This is a genomic window from Rhodococcus sp. 14-2483-1-1 (assembly GCF_002259335.1).
Lineage (GTDB): Bacteria > Actinomycetota > Actinomycetes > Mycobacteriales > Mycobacteriaceae > Rhodococcoides.
Map to the genome: position 1 here is coordinate 65,498 of NZ_NPFX01000002.1, position 20,946 is coordinate 86,443.

At 64.4% G+C, this 20,946-nt stretch carries 24 protein-coding genes and 1 riboswitch; of the genes, 9 read left to right on the plus strand and 15 right to left on the minus strand.

Annotation, left to right across the window (positions count from 1 at the left end):
* The first annotated feature begins 24 nt into the window (after positions 1-24).
* The gene (locus CH294_RS00390; protein ID WP_094736695.1) at positions 25-1,335 is read left to right on the plus strand and encodes a D-alanyl-D-alanine carboxypeptidase family protein; all 1,311 of its coding nucleotides are present in this window, start codon (positions 25-27) and stop codon (positions 1,333-1,335) included.
* A gap of 33 nt (positions 1,336-1,368) precedes the next feature.
* Here the strand turns inward: CH294_RS00390 and yhjD are convergent, their stop codons facing one another.
* The 9 genes from yhjD to CH294_RS00435 all read right to left on the minus strand — a co-directional run bounded on the left by yhjD (position 1,369) and on the right by CH294_RS00435 (position 9,290).
* Positions 1,369-2,388 carry an inner membrane protein YhjD gene (gene yhjD, locus CH294_RS00395; RefSeq protein WP_170944538.1) on the minus strand — a complete coding sequence of 340 codons (1,020 nt, stop codon included), beginning with the start codon at positions 2,386-2,388 and terminating at the stop codon, positions 1,369-1,371.
* A gap of 84 nt (positions 2,389-2,472) precedes the next feature.
* The gene (gene trpS, locus CH294_RS00400) at positions 2,473-3,513 is read right to left on the minus strand and encodes a tryptophan--tRNA ligase (RefSeq protein WP_037176679.1); all 1,041 of its coding nucleotides are present in this window, start codon (positions 3,511-3,513) and stop codon (positions 2,473-2,475) included.
* Between the two features lie 41 nt (positions 3,514-3,554).
* Positions 3,555-4,361 (minus strand): exodeoxyribonuclease III, encoded by an 807-nt coding sequence (locus tag CH294_RS00405; RefSeq protein ID WP_094608110.1) that lies wholly within the window; start codon positions 4,359-4,361, stop codon positions 3,555-3,557.
* 65 nt (positions 4,362-4,426) lie between these two features.
* Positions 4,427-5,329 carry a membrane protein insertase YidC gene (gene yidC / locus CH294_RS00410; RefSeq protein WP_094736696.1) on the minus strand — a complete coding sequence of 301 codons (903 nt, stop codon included), beginning with the start codon at positions 5,327-5,329 and terminating at the stop codon, positions 4,427-4,429.
* A gap of 64 nt (positions 5,330-5,393) precedes the next feature.
* Positions 5,394-5,738, minus strand: a complete 345-nt coding sequence (locus tag CH294_RS00415; RefSeq protein ID WP_094736697.1) for a DUF6412 domain-containing protein — start codon at positions 5,736-5,738, stop codon at positions 5,394-5,396.
* Between the two features lie 62 nt (positions 5,739-5,800).
* Positions 5,801-6,085 carry a DUF6412 domain-containing protein gene (locus CH294_RS00420; RefSeq protein WP_052057980.1) on the minus strand — a complete coding sequence of 95 codons (285 nt, stop codon included), beginning with the start codon at positions 6,083-6,085 and terminating at the stop codon, positions 5,801-5,803.
* Between the two features lie 39 nt (positions 6,086-6,124).
* Positions 6,125-7,555: a DUF4173 domain-containing protein gene (locus CH294_RS00425; RefSeq protein WP_094736698.1), complete on the minus strand. Its 1,431-nt coding sequence runs from the start codon at positions 7,553-7,555 to the stop codon at positions 6,125-6,127.
* Positions 7,556-7,644: 89 nt separating this feature from the next.
* Positions 7,645-8,619 carry a HAMP domain-containing sensor histidine kinase gene (locus CH294_RS00430; RefSeq protein WP_094736699.1) on the minus strand — a complete coding sequence of 325 codons (975 nt, stop codon included), beginning with the start codon at positions 8,617-8,619 and terminating at the stop codon, positions 7,645-7,647.
* Complete coding sequence (locus tag CH294_RS00435) at positions 8,616-9,290, minus strand: response regulator transcription factor (protein WP_032376819.1); 675 nt, start codon at positions 9,288-9,290, stop codon at positions 8,616-8,618. Before CH294_RS00435 ends, CH294_RS00430 begins: the two co-directional genes overlap by 4 nt.
* 165 nt (positions 9,291-9,455) lie before the next feature.
* On the opposite strand from CH294_RS00435, the gene CH294_RS00440 reads away from it, so the two are divergent.
* Positions 9,456-10,511, plus strand: coding sequence for an ABC transporter substrate-binding protein (locus CH294_RS00440; RefSeq protein ID WP_094736700.1), 1,056 nt, complete (start codon positions 9,456-9,458; stop codon positions 10,509-10,511).
* A gap of 14 nt (positions 10,512-10,525) precedes the next feature.
* On the opposite strand, the gene CH294_RS00445 is transcribed toward CH294_RS00440, so the two are convergent.
* On the minus strand, positions 10,526-11,668 hold the full coding sequence (locus tag CH294_RS00445) for an MFS transporter (RefSeq protein WP_032405038.1): 1,143 nt from the start codon (positions 11,666-11,668) through the stop codon (positions 10,526-10,528).
* Between the two features lie 351 nt (positions 11,669-12,019).
* Positions 12,020-12,143: riboswitch (SAM riboswitch) on the plus strand.
* A 171-nt stretch (positions 12,144-12,314) separates the two neighbouring features.
* On the opposite strand from CH294_RS00445, the gene CH294_RS00450 reads away from it, so the two are divergent.
* Positions 12,315-13,664 carry a bifunctional o-acetylhomoserine/o-acetylserine sulfhydrylase gene (locus CH294_RS00450; protein WP_080734248.1) on the plus strand — a complete coding sequence of 450 codons (1,350 nt, stop codon included), beginning with the start codon at positions 12,315-12,317 and terminating at the stop codon, positions 13,662-13,664.
* Positions 13,661-14,806 carry a homoserine O-acetyltransferase gene (locus CH294_RS00455; RefSeq protein WP_094608042.1) on the plus strand — a complete coding sequence of 382 codons (1,146 nt, stop codon included), beginning with the start codon at positions 13,661-13,663 and terminating at the stop codon, positions 14,804-14,806. Before CH294_RS00450 ends, CH294_RS00455 begins: the two co-directional genes overlap by 4 nt.
* Positions 14,807-14,854: 48 nt before the next feature.
* On the opposite strand, the gene CH294_RS00460 is transcribed toward CH294_RS00455, so the two are convergent.
* Genes CH294_RS00460 through CH294_RS00470 form a run of 3 tightly spaced genes read right to left on the minus strand, consistent with a single transcriptional unit; the run spans position 14,855 to position 16,705 of the window.
* A complete protein-coding gene (locus CH294_RS00460) occupies positions 14,855-15,172 on the minus strand; it encodes a DUF3017 domain-containing protein (RefSeq protein WP_052057976.1) in 318 nt (105 codons plus the stop codon).
* An 11-nt stretch (positions 15,173-15,183) separates the two neighbouring features.
* Positions 15,184-16,041 carry a bifunctional methylenetetrahydrofolate dehydrogenase/methenyltetrahydrofolate cyclohydrolase gene (locus CH294_RS00465; protein WP_094736804.1) on the minus strand — a complete coding sequence of 286 codons (858 nt, stop codon included), beginning with the start codon at positions 16,039-16,041 and terminating at the stop codon, positions 15,184-15,186.
* Positions 16,042-16,096: 55 nt separating this feature from the next.
* Complete coding sequence (locus tag CH294_RS00470; RefSeq protein WP_037147888.1) at positions 16,097-16,705, minus strand: pentapeptide repeat-containing protein; 609 nt, start codon at positions 16,703-16,705, stop codon at positions 16,097-16,099.
* Positions 16,706-16,738: 33 nt separating this feature from the next.
* Between CH294_RS00470 and CH294_RS00475 the strand changes: the two genes are divergently transcribed.
* The 3 genes from CH294_RS00475 to CH294_RS00485 are packed head-to-tail and all read left to right on the plus strand — an operon-like array spanning position 16,739 to position 18,628.
* Positions 16,739-17,203, plus strand: coding sequence for a tRNA (cytidine(34)-2'-O)-methyltransferase (locus tag CH294_RS00475; protein ID WP_170944539.1), 465 nt, complete (start codon positions 16,739-16,741; stop codon positions 17,201-17,203).
* A gap of 43 nt (positions 17,204-17,246) precedes the next feature.
* Positions 17,247-18,131: an SDR family oxidoreductase gene (locus CH294_RS00480; protein WP_032404716.1), complete on the plus strand. Its 885-nt coding sequence runs from the start codon at positions 17,247-17,249 to the stop codon at positions 18,129-18,131.
* Between the two features lie 29 nt (positions 18,132-18,160).
* Positions 18,161-18,628 carry a MerR family transcriptional regulator gene (locus tag CH294_RS00485; protein ID WP_094736701.1) on the plus strand — a complete coding sequence of 156 codons (468 nt, stop codon included), beginning with the start codon at positions 18,161-18,163 and terminating at the stop codon, positions 18,626-18,628.
* Between the two features lie 118 nt (positions 18,629-18,746).
* Here the strand turns inward: CH294_RS00485 and CH294_RS00490 are convergent, their stop codons facing one another.
* Positions 18,747-19,019, minus strand: a complete 273-nt coding sequence (locus tag CH294_RS00490) for a hypothetical protein (RefSeq protein WP_141216424.1) — start codon at positions 19,017-19,019, stop codon at positions 18,747-18,749.
* A gap of 160 nt (positions 19,020-19,179) precedes the next feature.
* Between CH294_RS00490 and CH294_RS00495 the strand changes: the two genes are divergently transcribed.
* Positions 19,180-19,734, plus strand: a complete 555-nt coding sequence (locus CH294_RS00495) for a DUF6764 family protein (RefSeq protein WP_032404713.1) — start codon at positions 19,180-19,182, stop codon at positions 19,732-19,734.
* A gap of 49 nt (positions 19,735-19,783) precedes the next feature.
* Here CH294_RS00495 and CH294_RS00500 read toward each other — a convergent pair whose 3' ends face one another.
* Positions 19,784-20,530, minus strand: coding sequence for an SDR family oxidoreductase (locus tag CH294_RS00500; RefSeq protein ID WP_212709761.1), 747 nt, complete (start codon positions 20,528-20,530; stop codon positions 19,784-19,786).
* A 64-nt stretch (positions 20,531-20,594) separates the two neighbouring features.
* Between CH294_RS00500 and CH294_RS00505 the strand changes: the two genes are divergently transcribed.
* Positions 20,595-20,918, plus strand: coding sequence for a helix-turn-helix domain-containing protein (locus CH294_RS00505; RefSeq protein WP_032376810.1), 324 nt, complete (start codon positions 20,595-20,597; stop codon positions 20,916-20,918).
* Positions 20,919-20,946 lie beyond the last annotated feature (28 nt).

The following is a 20,946-nucleotide window of genomic DNA, read 5'->3' on the forward strand; positions in this document are numbered from 1 at the left end:
CTCGAGCGCCTATGGTGATTCGCGATGAAAAGGATCAGAAGTTTTGCGGCTGTGTGTGCTGTATCGATTGCGCTCGTCGGAATCGGTGCCGGACCTGCCATGGCACAGCCGGCCGCCGAACCGCCGGTTCCGACGACGACACCGCCGTTCACGACGCCGGACACAGACAGCTGCCCGTACGCCGCGTCACCTCCCCCGGCGATCGACCTGTCCGAGGTACCGGCCCCTGGAAGTACTGCACCGCAACCACTTCCGATCCCTGCCGACGCCGTCGGCGGCGATCGACTCGCCGAGTGCGGCGTGATATTGCCGGATGGCGCTCCCCCGGTACCTGCGGATATTTCGGCCACCGGGTTCGTGGTGGCGGACATGGACTCGGGGGCGGTTCTCGCAGCCAAGGATCCACACGGACGGTACCGACCGGCCAGCACGATCAAGACCCTGCTGGCCCTCGTCGCACTGGACGAGCTGAATCCGAACACACAGATCACCGCAACCGCCGAGGATGCCGAAGCCGAGGGCAGTGCAGTCGGCATCGGCAAGAACGGCGTCTACACCAATCTGCAATTGATGCAGGGGTTGGTTATGGCATCGGGAAACGATGCGGCGCACGCGTTGTCGACTCAACTGGGCGGGGATGCCGCCACTGTGGACAAGATGAATGCCAAGGCGGCAGAACTGGGCGCACTCGACACACGCACGGCCACGCCGTCGGGTCTCGATGGGCCCGGGATGGCGAGTTCCGCCTACGATCTTGCTCTGATCTTCCGCGAGGCGATGCGCAATCCGACGTTCGCCCAACTGATTTCGACTGAGACCGTGCAGTTTCCGGGCTACCCGAAAGATCCTGCGATCCCAGAAGATCAGGACAGACCCGGTTTCGCACTCTCCAACGACAACCAGCTGCTCTACAACTACGAGGGTGCCCTCGGAGGAAAAACCGGATACACCGACGACGCCCGCCAGACCTTCGTCGCCGGGGCCGAACGCAATGGCCGACGGCTCGTCGTGACGATCATGAAGGGCGATGTGCTGCCGATACGTCCGTGGGAGCAGGCGGCGCGGCTGCTGGACTACGGGTTCGCCATGGATCCGAACGACACCGTCGGTAATCTCGTCGAACCGCAGTCGACGGCGGCGGTGACGAGTACACGAGCGAGCGAGGCCACGCCGACTCTTGCCCAGCCACCCGCGACTGCATCGGGGTCTGGCTCCCGCCAGTCCGAGATGCAGGCCCAGGGCGACACCGTTGTCCGTATCTCGATCGGTGTCATCGGTGCGATCGTGGTGATCGGGCTGCTGTGGGGCGCGCGCAGACTTTCCCGCAACCGCTGATCAGACCTTCGGTCGTGCGCCGTCGCGAGGCATTCAGCGGCGCCGGTTACGCAGTCCCGCGACTCCGACCGCGGCGAGTACACCCGCACCCACCAGCGCCAACCCACCGGTCACGCCAGGACCTTCACTGACCTCGACCCTCGTGTTGATCACCGCCGGTTCCGGTGCCGGAACGTGGGCTTCGGCGAGGCTTTCACGAGTCGTGGCAGCGAACGATGTGGAGAACAGCACCAGCCGTGAAGTCGTGAACACGAACACCAACAGACCGATGATGGGTCCGAAGACGACGCCTGCAGGACCGCTGGTCACCGACGCCAGATAGAGGGCACCGAGCTGCTTGAAGATCTCGAACCCGATTGCGGCCAGCAGAGCACCCTTGGCTGCGCTACGCCACGACACCGGTTCGCGCGGCAGGCGCGAGATCACCCAAGTGAACAGGGCCCAGGTGCCCGCCAGCGCGAGGAGCACCGAGAATATTCGCAGTGCAATGCCCACTCCCGGTACGGAGTCGAGATTCGCCCATTCGAGGATGCTGCGCATGACGCCGCCGCCGGCCAGAGCCGAGAGGGCGAGCGAAAGAACCAATGCGGTCCCGAGCCCCAGCAACGCAGCGAAGTCCTTGGCCTTGGTCGCCAGAAAGCCACCCTGCTCGTGCTGGCTCTCCCACATGGCGGTCAGCGCTTCACGAAGGTTGGCGATCCACCCGAGACCGGCGTACAACGCGCCGAGCAAACCGATGATGCCGACACTCGTGCGCGATTCGATGGCCGTATCGATCAGAGAACTGATCGTTTCGCCGAAGCTCCCCGGCACGTTCTCCGCGATCTGCGACTGAATCTCGGCAAGCCACTCGGGCTGGTTCACGAGCACGAAGCCGGCGACCGCAAACGCGACCATCAGCAGCGGAAACAACGCCAGCACACTGAAATACGTCATACCGGCCGCGTAGTAGTCACCCTTCTGACCTTGATAACGCTGCGCCGCAACGACGGTGTGATCGAGCCAGGGCCACCGGGCGCGCCGGTCGTCGAGCATGGCCTTGAAGTCGGGCATCGCGCTCACCTTCTCGCTGTCGTCGGCCGCTGTCGGATGGTGTTGCCGCATCGCTGCGCAACGAAACCCGGTGTGTCGTAAATGCTATGCGCCGGGAGGCAGGAAACCCACCCGGTCGTACACCTGAGCGAGCGTTCGACTCGCCACTTCTCTGGCTCGATCCGCCCCAGCCGCGAGAATGCGATCGAGTTCGGCGACGTCGGCCATGAACCCGTCCATCCGCTCACGCAACGGAACGACGAACTCGGTCAGTACCTCGGCGGTATCGGACTTGAGGTCTCCGTATCCCTTGCCCGCGTATCCGGCCACGAGATCCTCGATGCTGGTACCCGAGAGAGCAGACTGGATGACCAGCAGATTACTGACCCCGGCCTTGTTCTCCGTATCGAACACGATGTCGCGTTCGTTGTCGGTCACCGCCGAGCGAATCTTCTTCGCAGACACCTTCGGATCGTCGAGGATGTTAACGATGCCCGCCGGATTCGACGAGGACTTGCTCATCTTCGCGGTGGGATCCTGCAGGTCGAATATCTTCGCGGTGCCCTTGATGATGTGTGCGTCGGGAACGACGAATGTCTTCTTGAACCTCGTGTTGAAGCGCTGCGCCAGATCACGAGTCAACTCGAGATGTTGACGCTGATCCTCGCCTACCGGAACCAGATTCGGACGGTAGAGCAGGATGTCGGCGGCTTGCAGAATCGGGTAGGTGAACAGACCGACGCTGGTGTGATCGCGACCCTGCTTGGCAGACTTGTCCTTGAACTGCGTCATCCGCGCCGCTTCACCGAACCCGGTGATGCAATTGAGGACCCACGCCAACTGCGCGTGCTCGGGCACCTGACTTTGTACGAACAGCGTCGACTTCTCCGGATCAATGCCCACCGCGAGCAACTGCGCCGCAGCCACTCTGGTGCGACGACGCAACTCCTTGGGATCCTGCGGGACAGTGATGGCATGCAGGTCCGGGATGAAGTAGAACGCGTCGAACTCGTCCTGCAACTCCACCCAGTTCCGCACCGCACCCAGGTAATTGCCGAGATGGAACGAATCGGCCGTCGGTTGGATGCCGGAGAGCACCCGCCGACGCGGACCCTGCGGAGTGTCGATGGAGTCGGGAGAAGACATGGTGCAATCTTTTCACGAACCGATCGACACCTGGGTCTCGCCTAGCGGTAGCGCACTGTCACCGGTGCGTGATCCGACCATCGCTGGTCGTAGGCCTCGGCGCGCTCGGTGATCGCTTCCTTGGCACGCTCGGCCAGATCACTCGTGGCCAATTGGTAGTCGATGCGCCAACCGGCGTCGTTGTCGAACGCCTTCCCGCGATACGACCACCAGCTGTACGGACCCTCGACCTCCGGGTGCAACGCCCGGACGACATCGGTCCACGGTGCCTTCTCGGCGAGCAACCGCGACACCCACTCACGTTCCTCCGGCAAGAACCCCGAGTTCTTGCGGTTCGTCTTCCACGCCTTCAAGTCGGCCTCGGTATGGGCGATGTTCCAGTCGCCGCACACGACCACGTCCCGGTCGGCGGTCTTCGCTGCCTTGGCCGACTTGCTCAGGTACTTCGCGAACGCGGCCATGAAGCGTTCCTTCTCGTCCTGGCGGTCGGTACCCACCTCGCCCGACGGCAGGTACAGGCTCGCCACGGTGACATCTCCGAAATCGCCTTCGATGTAACGACCGGCGTCGGCGAACTCGGCAGCGCCGATGCCGGTGCGAATCGCGTCGGGCGCTGCCTTGGACAGCAACGCCACGCCGTTGCGTCCCTTCGCCGACGGTTCGGCCGACGCAAGGTGCCACCCCGCATCGAGAGCCGGAGCCAGCGCCTTGGTCAGTTCCCCGTCGTTGGCCCGAGTCTCCTGCAGGCAGATGACGTCGGCATCGGTGGCCTCCAACCACGGCAGCATGCCCTTGCGAACAGCAGCGCGTATTCCGTTGACGTTGACTGTGGAAATTGTGATCGGCACGCCGACGACGGTAGCGGAGACCACCGACAGACTGCAGGTCGCCTTCTGTCGGCGGCACTGGCCCGTTACCGACGCCTGGGCTTGGCCCCGGGCTTCGGAGCGGTGACCACCGATGTCACCTCCGGCACCACTGTCGGTTCACGGTCGATCCGCCGGTAGACGACGTGCTGTTGGGCATACGTCCAGATGTTGTTGCTGACCCAGTACAGCAGCACCGCGACCGGCAACACCGGGCCGCCGACGAGCACACCGGCCGGGAACACCCAGAGCGTGAGCTTGTTCATGATCGCCGTCTGCGGATTGGCAGCTGCCGCTGCATCCTGGCGGGCAATCGATGCCCGGGAGTTCAGGTGGGTGGCAACCGCGGCGACGATCATCAACGGGACCGCAACGAACGCGATGCTCCAGATCGACGGCACTCCCCCGAACGGACCGAACGCTTCGAGCACGTCCCGAGAGCTGTTGATGGCAGCGGAGATCGGCGCACCGAAGAGCCGTGCGTCGAGAAAGGACTGCACATCGGCGGCACTGAAGACGTAGTTCGCGGTGTTCGCATTCTCCTGCGCCGACATACCGAGGTGCCCGAATCCGGTACCGGTTCGGTTGAACGAGCGCAGCACGTGGAGCAAACCGATGAAGACTGGGCCCTGCGCAAGCAGAGGCAGACATCCCATCAAGGGATTGAATCCGTGTTCCTGCTGCAGCTTCCGCGTTTCGGTGGCCAGTCGAGCCCGGTCCCCGGAGTGCTTCTTCCGGATGGCCTCGAGCTGGGGCTTCAGCTGCTTCATGAGGAGCTGGGAACGAATTTGGCTGACGAACGGCTTGATCAACACCGCTCGCAGAGTGAAGACGAGAAAGATCACCGCCAATGCCCAGGCGAAGCCGTTGTCGGGTCCGAGGACGAAGCCGAAGACTCGGTGCCAGAACCAGAGGACTGCGGAGACGGGATAGTAGACGAAATCGAGCATGGTGGAGCACCTCACTGTGAGAGAAAGTCGGTCGGAAGGCGTCTCGACCGGATCTCGCAGTGACTCAGCAGAATACGAGCCACCGGTCCGGTCGAAAGACCGAACCGGGCGCTCTCGGCATGGGGCGGCCGGGAGTATCGGGGTGCTCCTGCCTACGGAAGGATCCTCGAAGACGTCGGCCGTCCGCAGCTCCGGCGCACGTCGACCGTGGTGCGACCACCCCAGGATCGACCGGCGCGCCGAATGTCAGCAGCGATGCGGCCACCAACGCACCGAACATCGCGATCTGGGCGGCGGGTTGCGCATCGACAACGGTGAAGACGACGAGCAAGACGGAGAGGATGCCGACGAGTGTGATTGCGTGGCGTCGAACAGCCAGGCGACATGCGTGTGATCGAAATCCGAGCATCTTCGGTTCCTTGTGACAGCCTCGCGGACAATGGATTGCGAAGGCGTGGGGGAACTTTCGAGCTACAGTGCCCCCACCGGAGCACCGGGTGCTCGTGGCTGTGGACGGCCCGGGGCATCCGGGCGGTGTTGACGTCGGAACGCACCTCGTAGGTGACGTTCCTCGGCAGTGGGTCCGACGTTCGGCAGCCGGCGTAGGAGCGTCAGTACATCGACACGGTGCGCGAGCACCATCAAGACCGCCAGTGCGGCAACGAGAACGAGTGCAACGTCCGCTGTTCCGGCCGGCGTCGTCAGCAGCAGCGACAGAAGAAGCAGCGAGGTGACGACGAAGTTCTGGTATCCCATCCCCCACCTCCCTGGTGTGCCGCTGATCCGAGTCGTTGCTCAGGGTACAGATACCGACGGGTCTGTGCACTGTTGCCATGTGTTGCCCACTCGCGCCAGGCCGCGGCCGTGCACACACGCTCGCGTGAAATCAGGCAATCGATCGAGCTCCGCGTCGGCGTCGGACGACAACCCACTCAGGTAGCCGACATCGATACGCCCGGTCTGCTCGAATCGCTCCACGTTGTGACGCGCGATGTACGCATCGGGATTCAGGGCCGCCAATGCGAGCACGGTGAGTACCGCCCCGGCGCCCACTGCTCGTGGAATCCAGCGACCCGACATCCGCACACCAGCGGCGAGCAGGAGCACGAACACCGATCCCAGCCACCACTCGACAGCCGTGACGAACAACCTCAGAGTGGTGTACCCGTACTGCTCCTCGTACAACGACATTCGATGCAGGGCCGACGCCACGATCACCATCGACAAGACACAGAGCGCGCCCAACAGGGCACGCAACGCAATACGGTCGCGTCGGGCGATGCGCTCGGCCTTGGTCACGGTGACCGCGATGACGAGCAAAGTCAGCACCGTCACCGCGAGCAACTGCCAGAAGCCCTGCCGCGCGTACTCGGCGTTGGTCAGACCCTCGGTGGTCAGAACGTGCCCCTGGCCGCCGAACAGCGTCGGCACCTGGAATCCGACGAACACGACGAACAGCGCGACCACCGCCCCCAGGGGAACCATCCACTCCCACAACTGCAGTGTTCGACGCGGCGACGGTGCGAGGCGATCGAACCGAGGCGGGTGCAGTGCAACGTACGACACGGCCAGCGCACCCGCTGCGGTGAGCAGGAAAACGAGGGTGCGTCCGACGATCGATGCGGCGTCGAACTCGGGCGTCACCGCGCCCAGTGCATCCGCGAACCGCTTGTCGGCCGCACCGAACAACGCCGCGAACACGACGCAGAGCGCAACGGTCACGACGGCCACCATGCCGATCCGCACCGGCCGCGGCCCCTCCAGGTCGATCGAACCGGCTCCGCGTCGGGTCCACCGAGCCACGCGCACCGGCAGAAACAACGGCAGGAGAGCGCCGAGTGCGATTCCCGTCCACGTCCAGGCACGGGAGAGCACCACCACTGCGACCACGATGGCAAGCGTCGTCGACATCGTCACGATCCACTCGGCCGCTCGCAGTGCAGACACACTCGCCAGTGCCAGCACTCCTGCCACGCCGGCCCATTCCCACCGCGATAGCCTGCCGCTGCGTGCTGCGAGTACAACGACCACGAAGGTCACGGCAGCGATCAGCACACCGAACGTGTTGTCCACCAACGTCACTGCACCGATCAGTCCAGCAAGAGCCGACCCGATGAGCGCCGCACGAGGGGGCTGCGAATACCGCAGCACCGGCCAGGTGCGCGGCCCCCAGGGAAAGCGCCCGTGCTTCGTTCTCGGATGAATCGGAATGTCGATCGTGCTCATGGCTCGTCCCTTTTTCTGTGTTTCGGGCATGGAAGGTCGGCGGCTGTAGTCCGGAGACGAGCAGTCGCGGTTCGGATGGATCGAGAAAGTCAGTGCTCGGGGATGGCCACTCTGATGTGGCAGCCGAATTCGCGGTCGAGAACTTCGATGGTTCCACCGTGCAGTTCGGTGGCCCAGCGGGCGATGCCGAGGCCGAGACCTGTTCCGCCGTCGGTGGATCCGCCGCGAGTGAATCGATCGAACACCGCGTGGCGATCGGCGAGCGCAATACCTGGGCCCTGGTCGATGACGTCGAATGCATACGCTCCGACGATTCGATGGGCCCGCAGCGTCACGGTGCTCGAAGAGGGCGAATGCCGCACGGCGTTGTCGACGAGGTTGGTGATCACCTGGGTCATGCGAGATCGGTCGGCCACGACGGTCGAATCGGCGGGCGAGACGACGATCGACACTCGTTCACGGTGAACGGAGGTCGCATCCTCGAGGAATTGCCGCACCGCGAACTCCTCCGGGGCAATGGTGAGAACACCTCCCTCCACCCGCGACAGGTCGAGCAGTTCACTGACCAGATCGCCGAGTCTCTCGGTCTGGCTCAGCGCCACCGACAGTGTTGCGGGATTCGCGTCGGTCACCCCGTCGACCATGTTCTCGAGCACGGCTTGCAGGGCAGCGATGGGCGTCTTCAACTCGTGCGAGACGTTGCCGATCAGTTCACGGCGATACTTCTCTGCGGCTTTCAGATCGTCTGCCATGGTGTTGAATGCGGTGGCGAGCTCTCCCACCTCGTCCCGCGAGGTGGCCCGCACGCGTTTCGAGTAGTCGCCACGCGCCATCGCCTTGGCCGCCGAGGTCATCTCGCGCAGCGGCGACGTCATTCCGTGAGCGACGAATTGTGTTGCGGCCAAGGAGACCACGAGCGCCGCGAGCAGTGTGTAGCGAAATTGCCAGCCCGCCCCGATCCAGAAGACGACACTGGCCAACACCAACACAGTGCCCACGACGAACGAGACCTTGAGCTTGAACGAGCGCAAGGGATCAAGCGGGCGCGGCAGCATGCGCGTCATCGCGGCGACTCCACGGCATACCCGACGCCGTGCACCGTTCGAATGAGATCGCCACCGAGTTTGCGGCGCAATGCTTTCACATGAGAGTCGACGGTTCGGCTGCTCGCGGAATCGTCCCAGCCCCACAATTGCGACAGCAGGGTCTCTCGAGAGACCGCGGTACGAGGACGAGCAGCGAGATAAGCCAGGATGTCGAATTCCGTTCTGGTCAAATGGATGTCGCCGGATTCGTTGGACACGCGTCGTTCACGGTGATCGATCTGCAGGTCGCCGATGCGGACGGAGTGGGTCTCGGCGGTCGCCGATCGCTCGGCGCGGCGAATCAGCGCGTGCACGCGAGCGACCAACTCTCGCATGCTGAACGGCTTGCCCAGATAGTCGTCCGCGCCGACGCCCAGGCCGACGAGCATGTCGGTCTCGTCGGACTTGGCCGTCAGCATCAACACCGGCACCGGCCGTGACGCTTGAATGCGGCGGCACACCTCGAGCCCGTCGAAACCGGGCAGCATCAGGTCGAGAACCACGAGGTCGGGATCGAATCGCGCACAGGCCTCGACAGCGGCGGGGCCATCGGCTGCGGTGACGACCTGGTACCCCTCGCCGCGGAGTCGCGCCGCCACGGCCTCGGAGATCGTGGGCTCGTCGTCCACGACGAGAACTGTGCGGCTCATGAGAACTGACCCTAGAGGGCGCAGATGGAGGAGTCCGTCGGGAAATGTGGAGGTTCGGTGAAGGTTCGAGCCGGACCGTCGGGTCGATCCCGAACTCGGCCGCAACTCCGATTTAGGGTCGGCTATCCTTCCGTTTGTTAGCCAACCCTTCCGAAAGGCGTCTCGATGCACTTCCGACCACTACGTACGACTCTTGCGGTGTGTGCGATAGCGCTGACCACCGCAGGATTGCTCAGTGCTTGCTCGAACTCGAGTGACGAGGCGTCGCCTGCCGGAGGGACGGACACGGGCTCCTCGTCCAACTCGTCCGCATTTCCGGTCACGATCGAGCACGCGTTCGGTGAGACCGTCGTTCCCGAGGAACCCACTCGCATCGTCGTGGCGGGGTACACCGAGCAGGACACCGTGCTGGCGCTCGGCGTCATACCCGTCGGCGTCACGGAGTGGTACGGCGATCAGCCGTACGCAACCTGGCCCTGGGCGCAGGCAGCGCTCGGCGACGCGCAACCAGAAGTGCTCTCGAACGACGATGGATTCGAGACGGAGAAGATTGCCGCACTCGAACCCGATCTGATCATCGCCACCAATGCCGGCCTGACGGCGGACAACTACGACACGCTCAGCGACATCGCACCGACGCTCGCGCAGTCCGACGCGTCGACCGCGTACTTCGAGCCCTGGGACGTCCAGGCCGAGAAAATCGGACGCGCATTGGGCCAGAAGACCGAGGTCGATGCGTTGATCGACGGAGTGAACCAGAAGTTCGCGGACGCCGCTGCCGCACACCCGGAGTTCGCCGGCAAGAAGGCGATCTTCCTGCAGAACGCGTTCTACGAGGGCAAGGCGATTGCGTACCAGGACGGACTGAGCACAGACTTTTTGACCAAGCTCGGCTTCGCGATCCCCGACGACATCGACGCGTACGTTCCGGCCGACGGTAGCGCTCAGGCCAGTATTCCGCTGGAGAACCTGTCTGTACTCAACGTCGCCGACGTGTTGATCTGGGGAACCGAAGGACCCGGCGACCGCGCCCAGTTGGAGAAAGAAGCGGTGTACAACGCACTGGAGCCGGTGCAGGACGGCAACCTGGTCTTCACCGACGGGGTGACGGCCGGTGCGATCTACTTCACCAGCGTGCTGAGCCTGCCGTACGTCATCGACAAGCTGACCCCAGCGCTGACCGAAGCACTCGGCGGAACGGCAGCGACGATCACCAGCTGACAGGTGCTGGTCGCCTACTGTGCGGCCGCGCGCTTGTCCATCCACATGGCGGTGGCCAGCACACCGAGACCGGCCACCGCCAGGCCGGAGCCGACAGCGGCGGGTGCCGTGTAGCCGAAGCCGGCGGCGATCACGGCACCACCGACTGCCGCACCGATGGCATTGGCCAGGTTGAATGCGGCGTGGTTCAGCGATGCGGCCAGCGTCTGGGCGTCCTCGGCCACGTCCATCAACCTCGTCTGCAGACCGGGAACCACCGAGGAGCCGGATGCGCCGATCAGAAACACCAGTAGCAGAGCAGTGATCGGATTGTGTGCCGCTGCCACGAACAGCGCCAGGAACACTGCAGTCGCGGCCAGCCCGACGAAGGTGCCCTTGAGCTGGTACCGGTCTGCCAACCAGCCACCGGCGTAGTTGCCGGCGACCATTCCGAGTCCGTAGATCATCAGGGCGACCGGAACGAGCGCGCGAGCGAGACCGGCGACATCGGTCAACGTCGACGCGATGTAGGTGTACACCGCGAACATGCCACCGAATCCGACGATGCCCACGAACAGGGTCATCCACACCTGGCTGCGGCGCAGTGCACCGAGCTCGGTGATGGGGCTGGTGGTCGGCATGGCGTCGAGTCGCGGCATCCACACAGCGAGCGCGGCGACGGTGAGGGCACCGATGACCGCCACGAGAGCGAACGCACTGCGCCAACCCAGCGCCTGCCCGATCCAGGTTGCCACCGGTACGCCGACGACGTTGGCGACCGAGAGACCCATCATCACCATCGCGACGGCCTTGGCTCGTTTACCTGGTTCGGCGAGATGGGCAGCCACCAGGGCGGCCACTCCGAAGTACGCACCGTGCGGCAGGCCCGCGACGAATCGCGAGGCGACGAGCTCGTTGAAACTGGGTGCGAACACCGTTCCGAGGTTGCCCAGAGTGAAGGCGACCATCAACACCAGCAGCAACATCCGCCGAGGAACGCGCGCGGCCAGGGCAGCGATGGTGGGCGCACCGACCACCACGCCGAGCGCGTAGGCAGAGATCATGTGGCCCGCGGAGGGCTCGGAGATCCCCATCGTGGTGGCGATGTCCGGCAGCAATCCCATCGACGCGAATTCCGTGGTGCCGATGCCGAAGCCGCCGATGGACAGGGCCAACATGGCGAGCCTGCGACGGGTCGAGTGCGGTCGATGACTGACACTCAGACCACTCGAGACCTTGCCGCGCACAGCGCTGACTCGGGAAAGAGCGGAATCGGTGACAGTCACAGCGGTACTACCTTCGTTTCGATCGGGGAATCGAGCAACAGGAACGGCGGCCGGCCGAATCGATTCAGCAGAGCGCAACCGAGTAAGAGAACAGCCAACCCGACCATTGTCTTCCCTCGGGCAACCTGTTTTCGAGTCGCAGCGCGGTGATTGTCCTCACCCGAGCATCTGCTCGAGTCCCACCGGCCGCCGCACCGAGCCCTTGTTCCTGTGACACGTCCGCACCCGCTAAGATCTTCGCCAGGTCATGAGTGCCAGCATCGAGCCCCGGCTTGCTGGCCGGCAACCCTCCAACCGCGGTGGGGTGCCCCGGGTGAACGACCGGGCCGATTCGGCACGCCGAGTGCCGAATCGACAAGCGCGGGTCCGCAGGCAGCGGACCCACTGAATCTTCGGCCTCCTGGGGCCGAGGCCTGTCAGGAGGTTCTCTCATGTGTTGCTGTACCGATACGCCCCGTAACGCTCGACTTCTCGAGCATCATTCGACATTCGATTCGTCTTAGACAGACTCGTCTCAGAAAACGGAGTATCACCAGCCATGACCGATTCGACCCCCGACATCGTCGACGCCACCGGAGCACCCACCGAGGATCCGTTCACCGACCCGGCGGCCAACTGGAGTTTCGAGACCAAGCAGATCCACTCGGGTCAGACCCCGGACGGCGCTACCAACGCCCGCGCATTGCCGATCTACCAGACCACCTCGTACACGTTCGACAACACCGATCACGCGGCCGCATTGTTCGGACTCGCAGAGCCGGGCAACATCTACACCCGCATCATCAACCCCACCCAGGACGTCGTGGAGCAGCGCATCGCCGCTCTCGAGGGTGGCGTCGCGGCACTGTTGCTCGCGTCGGGTCAGGCGGCCGAGACGTTCGCGATTCTCAATCTTGCGGAGGCAGGCGACCACATCGTCTCGAGCCCGCGGCTGTACGGCGGTACGTACAACCTCTTCCACTACACGCTCCCCAAGCTGGGCATCACCGTCTCGTTCGTCGACGATCCCGATGATCTCGAGCAGTGGCGAGCCGCGATCACGCCGTCGACCAAGGCGTTCTACGGCGAATCGATCTCCAACCCGAAGAACGACATTCTCGATATCCCCGGCATCTCGGCGGTGGCCCACGAGAACGGCATCCCGTTGATCGTGGACAACACGGTGGCGACGCCGTACCTGCTGCAGCCGTTGAAGCACGGTGCCGACATCGTCGTGCATTCGGCGACCAAGTACCTGGGCGGCCACGGCACGGCGATCGCGGGCGTCATCGTCGACGGTGGCACCTTCGATTGGACGCAGGGCCGTCACCCCAACTTCACCACCGCGGATCCGAGCTACCACGGTGTGGTCTTCGCCGATCTCGGCGCGCCTGCATTCGCATTGAAAGCACGCGTGCAGTTGCTGCGTGACATCGGTGCGGCGGTCTCCCCGTTCAACGCCTTCCTCATCAGCCAAGGTATCGAGACGTTGAGCCTCCGAATCGAGCGGCACGTGGCGAACGCACAGAAGGTGGCGGAGTTCCTCGCCGGCCGCGACGACGTCGTCTCGATCAACTACGCCGGACTCGAATCGTCGCCGTGGTACCGACGCGGCCAGGAGTTGTTGCCCAAGGGGCAGGGTGCGATCGTCGCATTCGAGTTGAAGGGCGGAGTGGACGCGGGCAAGAAGTTCGTCAACGCGCTCACACTGCACAGTCACGTCGCTAACATCGGAGACGTGCGCTCACTCGTCATCCATCCCGCGTCCACCACCCATTCCCAGCTGACTCCCGACGAGCAGTTGGCATCGGGCGTGACGCCGGGTCTGGTTCGTCTCGCCGTGGGAATCGAAGGAATCGACGACATCATCGCCGATCTCGAGGTCGGCTTCAGCGCGGCGGCATCTTGAGTCACAGCTGCGACACAGGCGTTCGTCCGGAGGCGGTTCTTCCGTCTCCGGACGGGCGGCTGGGCACCATCGACATCGGCGGTCTCGATCTCGAGAACGGCGCTCGCATCCCCCAGGTCACCGTGGCGGTGCAGCGGTGGGGCGAACTCGCCACCGACCGCAGCAATGTCGTGCTCGTCGAACACGCCCTGACGGGCGATTCGCATGTGTCCGGTCCGCCGGATGCAGATCATGCGCTGCCCGGTTGGTGGAACGGAATGGTCGGACCCGGGTGCCCTATCGACACCGACGAGTGGTGCGTAGTGGCAACCAACGTGCTCGGCGGGTGCGGCGGCACCACCGGACCGAGCAGCATCTCGCCCGACGGCACACCGTACGGTTCGACGTTCCCCGAGATCTCCATCCGCGACCAGGTCGCGGCCGAGGCAGCCGTCGCCGACGCCCTGGGCATCGACCGCTTCGCCGCAGTCGTCGGCGGTTCGATGGGCGGCATGCGCACCCTCGAATGGATCGTCAGTCGCCCCGATCGAGTGGCAGCGGCACTGATTCTGGCAGTCGGAGCCAGGGCAACAGCCGACCAGATCGGCACGCAGACAACGCAGATCGCCGCGATCAAGGCGGATCCGGGTTGGCTCGGTGGCAACTACCACGCCACCGGAACATCTCCGACGGCCGGACTGGGTATCGCACGACGCATCGCGCATCTGACGTATCGCACCGAGAGCGAACTCGACATTCGGTTCGGCAACTCTGCGCAGAACGACGAGGATCCGTGGGCCGGCGGTCGCTACTCGGTGCAGAGCTACCTCGAGCACCAGGCCGCAAAGCTGGTCAATCGATTCGACGCGGCGACGTATGTCCTACTCACCGAGGCAATGAACCGTCACGATGTGGGTCGTGGCCGCGGCGGTGTAGCCGAAGCTCTTGCGTCGGTACCGGTTCCGACCATCGTCGGCGGCGTCGATTCGGATCGTCTGTATCCACTGCGCTTGCAGAAGGAGATCGCTCGCGAACTCCCCCAGTGCCGCGGACTCGAAGTGATCCAATCTCGCGACGGTCACGACGGCTTCCTCACCGAAGCCGACTCGGTGGCGAAACTGCTCGCCGAGACGATGGAACTCGCTCGCCTCGGACGCCGCTGACACCGACGGACCCTGGTCCGGTCGCTCCCCCAGGGTCCGCTCCTGGTATCAGTCGGTGCCCAGTGGGTCGATCGACAGCGACAAGAACACGATCGCTCCGCCGACGCAGCCCAACGCGAGCACGTCGAATCCGCGACTGCGCACGCTCAGGGTTCCGACCCGAGATTCGGGCAGGCACAATCGCAGCACCGCGGCCAGTAGCGCCGCACATCCGAAGATGAACGCGCCGCGCCGCCAGCGATCCGCCAGCACCAGAACGAGCGCGGCAAGCACGACGACCGACACCGCAACGATCGGTAGGTTACGTGCTACCGCTGCACGAAACCCCTGGTCGGATTCAGCTCGCGAATCCTCGGCGGCGTTCATCCTCGGATCGCTCAGCTCTCGGCTGCGGTGCGCTCGGCGCGCTCGACGACGTTGGTGAGTAGGAAGGCTCGCGTCAGAGGTCCGACACCACCGGGGTTGGGCGAGAGGAGACCTGCTACCTCGGCAACACCGTCGGCGACGTCCCCGCGCAATCCGTCCTCGGTGCGGGTCACACCGACATCGAGGACGGCAGCACCGGGCTTGACCATGTCCGCGGTGATCAATCCCGGAACTCCGGCGGCGGCAACGATGATGTCGGCACGGGAGACCTCGGCGGCAAGATCGCGAGTTCCTGTGTGGCACAACGTCACCGTGGCGTTCTCCGACCGTCTCGTGAGCAACAGCCCGATAGGCCGACCGACCGTGACGCCGCGGCCGATGACCACCGCGTGCGCACCGTCGAGGGCCACGTCGTAACGACGCAGCAGGTGCACGATCCCGCGAGGGGTACACGGCAGCGCGGCGTCCTTACCGAGCACCAAACGGCCCAGGTTGATCGGATGTAGGCCGTCGGCGTCCTTGTCCGGATCGATCCGCTCCAGAGCAGCATTCTCGTCGAGATGCTTCGGCAGCGGCAGCTGCACGATGTATCCGGTGCACTCGGGGTTGGCGTTGAGTTCGTCGATCACTGCTTCGAGATCCGACTGGGTGATGTCCGCGGGTAGATCGCGACGAATCGAGGTGATCCCGACCTTGGCGCAGTCGTTGTGCTTGCCTCGGACGTACGCCGCAGAACCCGGGTCGTCTCCCACCAGGACAGTGGCCAGCCCTGGGGTTATGCCCTTCTCACGGAGCGCTGCCACGCGGGCGGTGAGATCGACGAATATCTCGTCACGGGTCGCTTTGCCATCGAGAATCGTTGCAGTCACCCGGCCATTGTTCCAGGCTCGAGGTCGACCGCGCCGCGCCGGTCCGATGACCGCGTCAACCCTCCACGACGAGACCGTGCGCTCCGGCATATGCCACGGCCTGCATCAGCTCGATCTTGGCACCCCGCACACTCGCGCTCACCCACAGGGACGGATCGGCGACGGCTCCGCGCAGGTCGGCCTCGTCGAACTTGGCGTCGACGGTGCGGGCTCCAGCGAAGTCGACCGAGCGCACTGTTGCTTTCCGAAAATCTGCAGACACCAGGTTCGCCTCCCGCATCCGACACCCCGTGAGGTCGAGACCGCGCAGGTCGACGTTCCCCAACGCCGCGAGAGTGAAATCGACCTCGTCGTAGGTCGCGGGCCGCATTCGACTGTCCACGAACACCGAACCCATCATGGTCGAGTGACGAAATGTGCTGTGCTGCAAGTTCGTCCGAGTGAAGGTGCACGATCGAAATGCAGAATTCGTGTGGATCGATTCGGTCAGGTCGGTGCCGGTGAAATCGCATTCGGTGAACACGACCGACTCGGTTCGCACTCCACTCATGTCGGCATCGCGGAAGGTGCACCGGACGAATTGCCTGCCGTTCCACTCCTGCCCGTCCAATCGAGTGTCGGAAAAATCTTCACCGATGATCTGCTCGTCGTCCACCTGCCCCATACTTCCCCGGTTCGTGGTGGCAGAGTGAACCGGGTGTTTCGACTGATGTTCTTCGAGCCCCGAATCCCCCAGAACACCGGCAATGCAATTCGCCTGGTCGCCGGCACCGGATGCGAGCTGCACCTGGTGGGTCCGCTCGGCTTCGACATGTCCGAGCCGAAGCTCAAACGGGCCGGCTTGGACTACCACGATCTGGCGTCCGTCACCGTGCACCGAGACCTGCCGTCGGCCTGGTCGGCTCTGGCACCGACGCGAGTGTTCGCCTACACCGCCCACGCCACACGCTCGTACGCCGACGTTGCGTACGAGCCCGGCGATGTCCTCCTCTTCGGACCGGAACCCACAGGACTCCCCGACGAGGTCCTCGACGACCCGCACGTGAGCGACCGCCTTCGCATACCGATGATTCCCGGCCGTCGATCGCTCAACCTCGCCAACGCGGCGGCGGTGACGATGTACGAGGCATGGCGGCAACACGGGTACGAGGGCAGCGTCTGAGGAGTTTGCGTTCGAGTGCGCTCGAACCCCTAGCGTGCGTTTCATGACATCTGCAGCACAACGGACCGATTCACCACGTACCTGGCTCGTCACCGGAGCATCGTCCGGGTTGGGACGGGCGCTGACCGTAGCGGCCCTGGAAGCGGGCGACACCGTCGTCGCGGCCATGCGACGCCCCGAACGACTCGGCGACCTGATGGCCGAGTACCCGAAGTCGCTTCTGCCCATAGCTTTCGACGTACGAGACACCGAGTCCGCGCCGACCGTCGTCGAGAGGGCGATCGATCGATTCGGACGGGTCGACGTACTCGTCAACAACGGCGGCGTCGGGCAGATCGGTGCTGCCGAGGAAATCGACGACGCACGACTGCGCGACATGCTCGAACAGCATGTCGTCGGACCCGCCGCCCTGACCAGGGCCGTACTGCCGGGAATGCGTGCGCGTCGCGCAGGAACGATCGTGCAGATGAGTAGCCAGGGCGGCCGCATCTCATTCCCTGGAGCCGGTTCCTACTCGGCTGGAAAATTTGCACTGGAGGGTTGGTCGGAGGCACTGGCCGGCGAGGTCGCACCGTTCGGGATTCGAGTTCTGATCGTCGAGCCGAGTCGCTTTCGGACCGGTTTCAACAGTGCCGACGTACTCGAGCGCGCTGCGTCCACAGATGCGTACGCCGACGCTCTCGGTGCGATGAGAACCGACATGCTCGCCGCGAACGGACGACAGGAAGGTGATCCTCACCGCGCGGCGCGAATCATCCGTGACCTCGTCGAGGCCGACTCGGCTCCCCTTCGTATTCCGCTGGGACGCGAGGCCGTTCGACGCCTGCGCGAGTCCTACCGGCGGGAGCTCGCCTCGCTCGAGACCCATGCCGAGGCGAGTGCCGGTGCGGATTTCCCGGGTGTTCCCGAATCTGTCCGGCCGGTCTGACACCGCTCGCCGGACTATCTTCTGTACTCATGGCGACGACGGACTTGATGAACAGGGCGCTGGCAGCCGCGGCGGATTCGGACGCACCGTTGACCGTCGAACTGGTACACGAGCTGATCGAGCCCGTAGAGCTCTCCGAACCACTCGGCATCTCAGAGGTTTCCGAGTTGCTCGATATCTCCGCACACACCCTTCGGTACTACGAACGATGCGGTCTGATCGAGGTGGCCCGCGACGGGCTCGACCATCGCAGCTACGACAACGTAGCCATTCGTAGACTCGTGTTCCTCACCCGCATGCGGCTCTCGGGAATGCCGATGCGCGACTTGCAGCACTACGTCGAGCTGGTCGACGGCGGAGAGCACACCGTTCCGGAACGACTCGACATGCTCGTCGAGCATCGAGACACCGTTCGACGCCGCATCCGCGAACTGCAGCTCTCGCTGGTGGCAACCGAATACAAGATTGCTACGTACGGCGGTACAACCGGTCCCTGACGCCGCGAGGTCAGGCCGAAGCCCGGACCGGTTCGGGCGTGTCACCCCCTTCCTCGGACGCGAAATCAATTGTGAGCGTCGATAAATGGGCAGGCCGATCGTCTGTGACAACGAACCGTCACACGTGCCCCCACGGCTCGACACTGACGATCCGGTCTCGATGAGATCGGCAGTGTTCGACGCGTCTGCGCCACAGCGGCGGGCGGTAGCTGTCGGTAACGATTTCCTTGCGATCGGCGAGCATCGGCGCTTGCGCCCCCGCCCCGGAGAGTCCCGACTCGGGCGTGACGGACAACCCTGATGTGAACACCGAAATATCAAGCGAAGGAACAGAATTCGATTTATCGACCGAAGCGAAGGACAGTGCCGCGAGCGCACGACCGGCGGCCACGACAGCTCCGGCAAGGGTACGCAAAACCGGACTTCCACGACGATTCATTCCCGGATGTCGGCGGCACCGTTACACAAACCGAGCAGGTTGCTGCCGTGAACGACTCGAGCGGGGTACCGTGTGCCGCACCGACCCGTTTCGCTCGTGAAGGAGCTTTCTGTTGTTCTCTGTTTCCCATCCCCGCCGTTCTTCGTCCTCCTCCTCCACCACGCGCACGTCGAGTCGGTTCGGTAGCCGAATTGCCCGCACCGCAGCAATATTCGCCCTCGGCTCAGGAATGACCGCCGCGGCGCTGGTGGGTGCCGGCACCGCGTCGGCTGCCCCCGTCAACTGCGTGTCTCCGCCCTCGGCCAACGACATCCAGGTCGACGGCACCGCCAGCTGCGGCGCCACCTCGGAGGGCACCGGCCGGGCCACCGCCGGTGCTGCTGACAGCGGTACCGCGGTCAGCGTCAACGACGGCCCCGGCGCAACGACCACCTACGCCAACGGATACGGCGTCGCACTCGGAGCCAGCAAGAATGCGGGTACGGCCTACGCTCTCGCGCTCGGCGGGGGCATCGCACACTCGTGGGCCGACGCCGGCCAAACGACTCTTGCCGTCGCCGGGTGGGGATCCGGTGCTACATCCGAAGGTCAGGGTGTCGATTGCGTCGGCCCGCTGTCTCTCGCTCTGAATCTTTCCAGCGGCCAGTTCTGCGTCCTCGGTAGCTGATCTTCGGGGACACGATCTCCCGTCGTCGAACGGAGCCGATTACCCGCAGCTACTGCTCGAGGTAATCGGCTCCGCCGACGTAGACGACATGCCCTGATTTTTCGATCGGATCGGCGCATGCTTCCACCACAGCCGTAGCGAATTCGGCGACTGTGGGAAGCGCACCGTGTGCGGTACGAGCGGCCACCGCGTCGGGGTTGCGGCGTTCCAGCAGAGTGACGACGATCGTGCCCTCGATCATGTCGCCCGAGACGACGACCAATTCGATGCCTCGACTCTCGAAGTGGGGAATCGAGTCGCGCAGGGCGTCTTCTCCTGCACGCTTGCTGGCGGCAATGGGCTCGTACTCGACCGGCACCGGCTTTCGGCCGTGAAAATGCGCCTGATGACTGGTGAGGAACACGATGCGCGAGCCGGGCTTCATCCGATCGGTGGCCGCGCGAGCCAATGCAACCTGGGCGTCGCGGTTGATGCTCATCGCGTAGCCGGGATCGGCACCGAGCTCGAGTCCACCGGATGCGTTGAGCACCAGCACATCGAGAGCGCCGAACTCGGTGACAACCGAGTCGAGCATCGCCTCGATTGCGACTGGATCGGTGACGTCGGCTCCGACAGCCAGAGCTCGCCCCCCACCCTCCTCGATCGTTCGCACCACGGCGTCGGCCCTGCGCTTCTTCTCTCGGTAGTTCACTGCAACCATCGCACCTTCCGCACCCAGCTGCACCGCGACTTCGGCTCCGATGCCACGGGATGCGCCGGTGATCAACACCGACCTTCCTGCCATACGTCGGGTCATCGACATCCTCCTCGAGCTTCGATTTTCGAACTGCTTCGATTTCGAACCACTATGATGAAGCGCGATGGAAATGGCAAACGCACCCCGCCGATCGATGATGGCCGTGCTCGATCTCCTGGGGCAGCGATGGAACATGCGCATTTTGTGGGAACTACGCGACGGGCCGCTCGGGTTCCTCGAACTCAGGCGACGCACCGACGACATCTCGTCCAGCGTTCTCGCCACCCGACTGCGCACGCTCGTCGATGCGCGAGTGCTACTGAAAGACTCGGATGGGACCTATCGCCTGACCGAACTCGGCGACGAGCTGGGGCCGGCACTGGAACCACTATGGCAATGGGCGCAACGATGGGACGAAGGCAACGCGCCCGCCGACCGGCGACCCTGAGCAACTGCGTCGCACCCCTCACCCACCG

What these genes read in the sequence shown, in the direction of transcription:
- CH294_RS00390 (WP_094736695.1), top strand. Translation starts at nt 25, where the DNA reads ATGAAAAGGATCAGAAGTTTTGCGGCTGTGTGTGCTGTATCGATTGCG.
- yhjD (WP_170944538.1), bottom strand. Translation starts at nt 2,388, where the DNA reads ATGCCCGACTTCAAGGCCATGCTCGACGACCGGCGCGCCCGGTGGCCC.
- trpS (WP_037176679.1), bottom strand. Translation starts at nt 3,513, where the DNA reads ATGTCTTCTCCCGACTCCATCGACACTCCGCAGGGTCCGCGTCGGCGG.
- yidC (WP_094736696.1), bottom strand. Translation starts at nt 5,329, where the DNA reads ATGCTCGATTTCGTCTACTATCCCGTCTCCGCAGTCCTCTGGTTCTGG.
- CH294_RS00415 (WP_094736697.1), bottom strand. Translation starts at nt 5,738, where the DNA reads ATGCTCGGATTTCGATCACACGCATGTCGCCTGGCTGTTCGACGCCAC.
- CH294_RS00420 (WP_052057980.1), bottom strand. Translation starts at nt 6,085, where the DNA reads ATGGGATACCAGAACTTCGTCGTCACCTCGCTGCTTCTTCTGTCGCTG.
- CH294_RS00425 (WP_094736698.1), bottom strand. Translation starts at nt 7,555, where the DNA reads ATGAGCACGATCGACATTCCGATTCATCCGAGAACGAAGCACGGGCGC.
- CH294_RS00430 (WP_094736699.1), bottom strand. Translation starts at nt 8,619, where the DNA reads ATGACGCGCATGCTGCCGCGCCCGCTTGATCCCTTGCGCTCGTTCAAG.
- CH294_RS00435 (WP_032376819.1), bottom strand. Translation starts at nt 9,290, where the DNA reads ATGAGCCGCACAGTTCTCGTCGTGGACGACGAGCCCACGATCTCCGAG.
- CH294_RS00440 (WP_094736700.1), top strand. Translation starts at nt 9,456, where the DNA reads ATGCACTTCCGACCACTACGTACGACTCTTGCGGTGTGTGCGATAGCG.
- CH294_RS00445 (WP_032405038.1), bottom strand. Translation starts at nt 11,668, where the DNA reads ATGTTGGCCCTGTCCATCGGCGGCTTCGGCATCGGCACCACGGAATTC.
- CH294_RS00450 (WP_080734248.1), top strand. Translation starts at nt 12,315, where the DNA reads ATGACCGATTCGACCCCCGACATCGTCGACGCCACCGGAGCACCCACC.
- CH294_RS00460 (WP_052057976.1), bottom strand. Translation starts at nt 15,172, where the DNA reads ATGAACGCCGCCGAGGATTCGCGAGCTGAATCCGACCAGGGGTTTCGT.
- CH294_RS00470 (WP_037147888.1), bottom strand. Translation starts at nt 16,705, where the DNA reads ATGGGGCAGGTGGACGACGAGCAGATCATCGGTGAAGATTTTTCCGAC.
- CH294_RS00480 (WP_032404716.1), top strand. Translation starts at nt 17,247, where the DNA reads ATGACATCTGCAGCACAACGGACCGATTCACCACGTACCTGGCTCGTC.
- CH294_RS00485 (WP_094736701.1), top strand. Translation starts at nt 18,161, where the DNA reads ATGGCGACGACGGACTTGATGAACAGGGCGCTGGCAGCCGCGGCGGAT.
- CH294_RS00500 (WP_212709761.1), bottom strand. Translation starts at nt 20,530, where the DNA reads ATGACCCGACGTATGGCAGGAAGGTCGGTGTTGATCACCGGCGCATCC.
- CH294_RS00505 (WP_032376810.1), top strand. Translation starts at nt 20,595, where the DNA reads ATGGAAATGGCAAACGCACCCCGCCGATCGATGATGGCCGTGCTCGAT.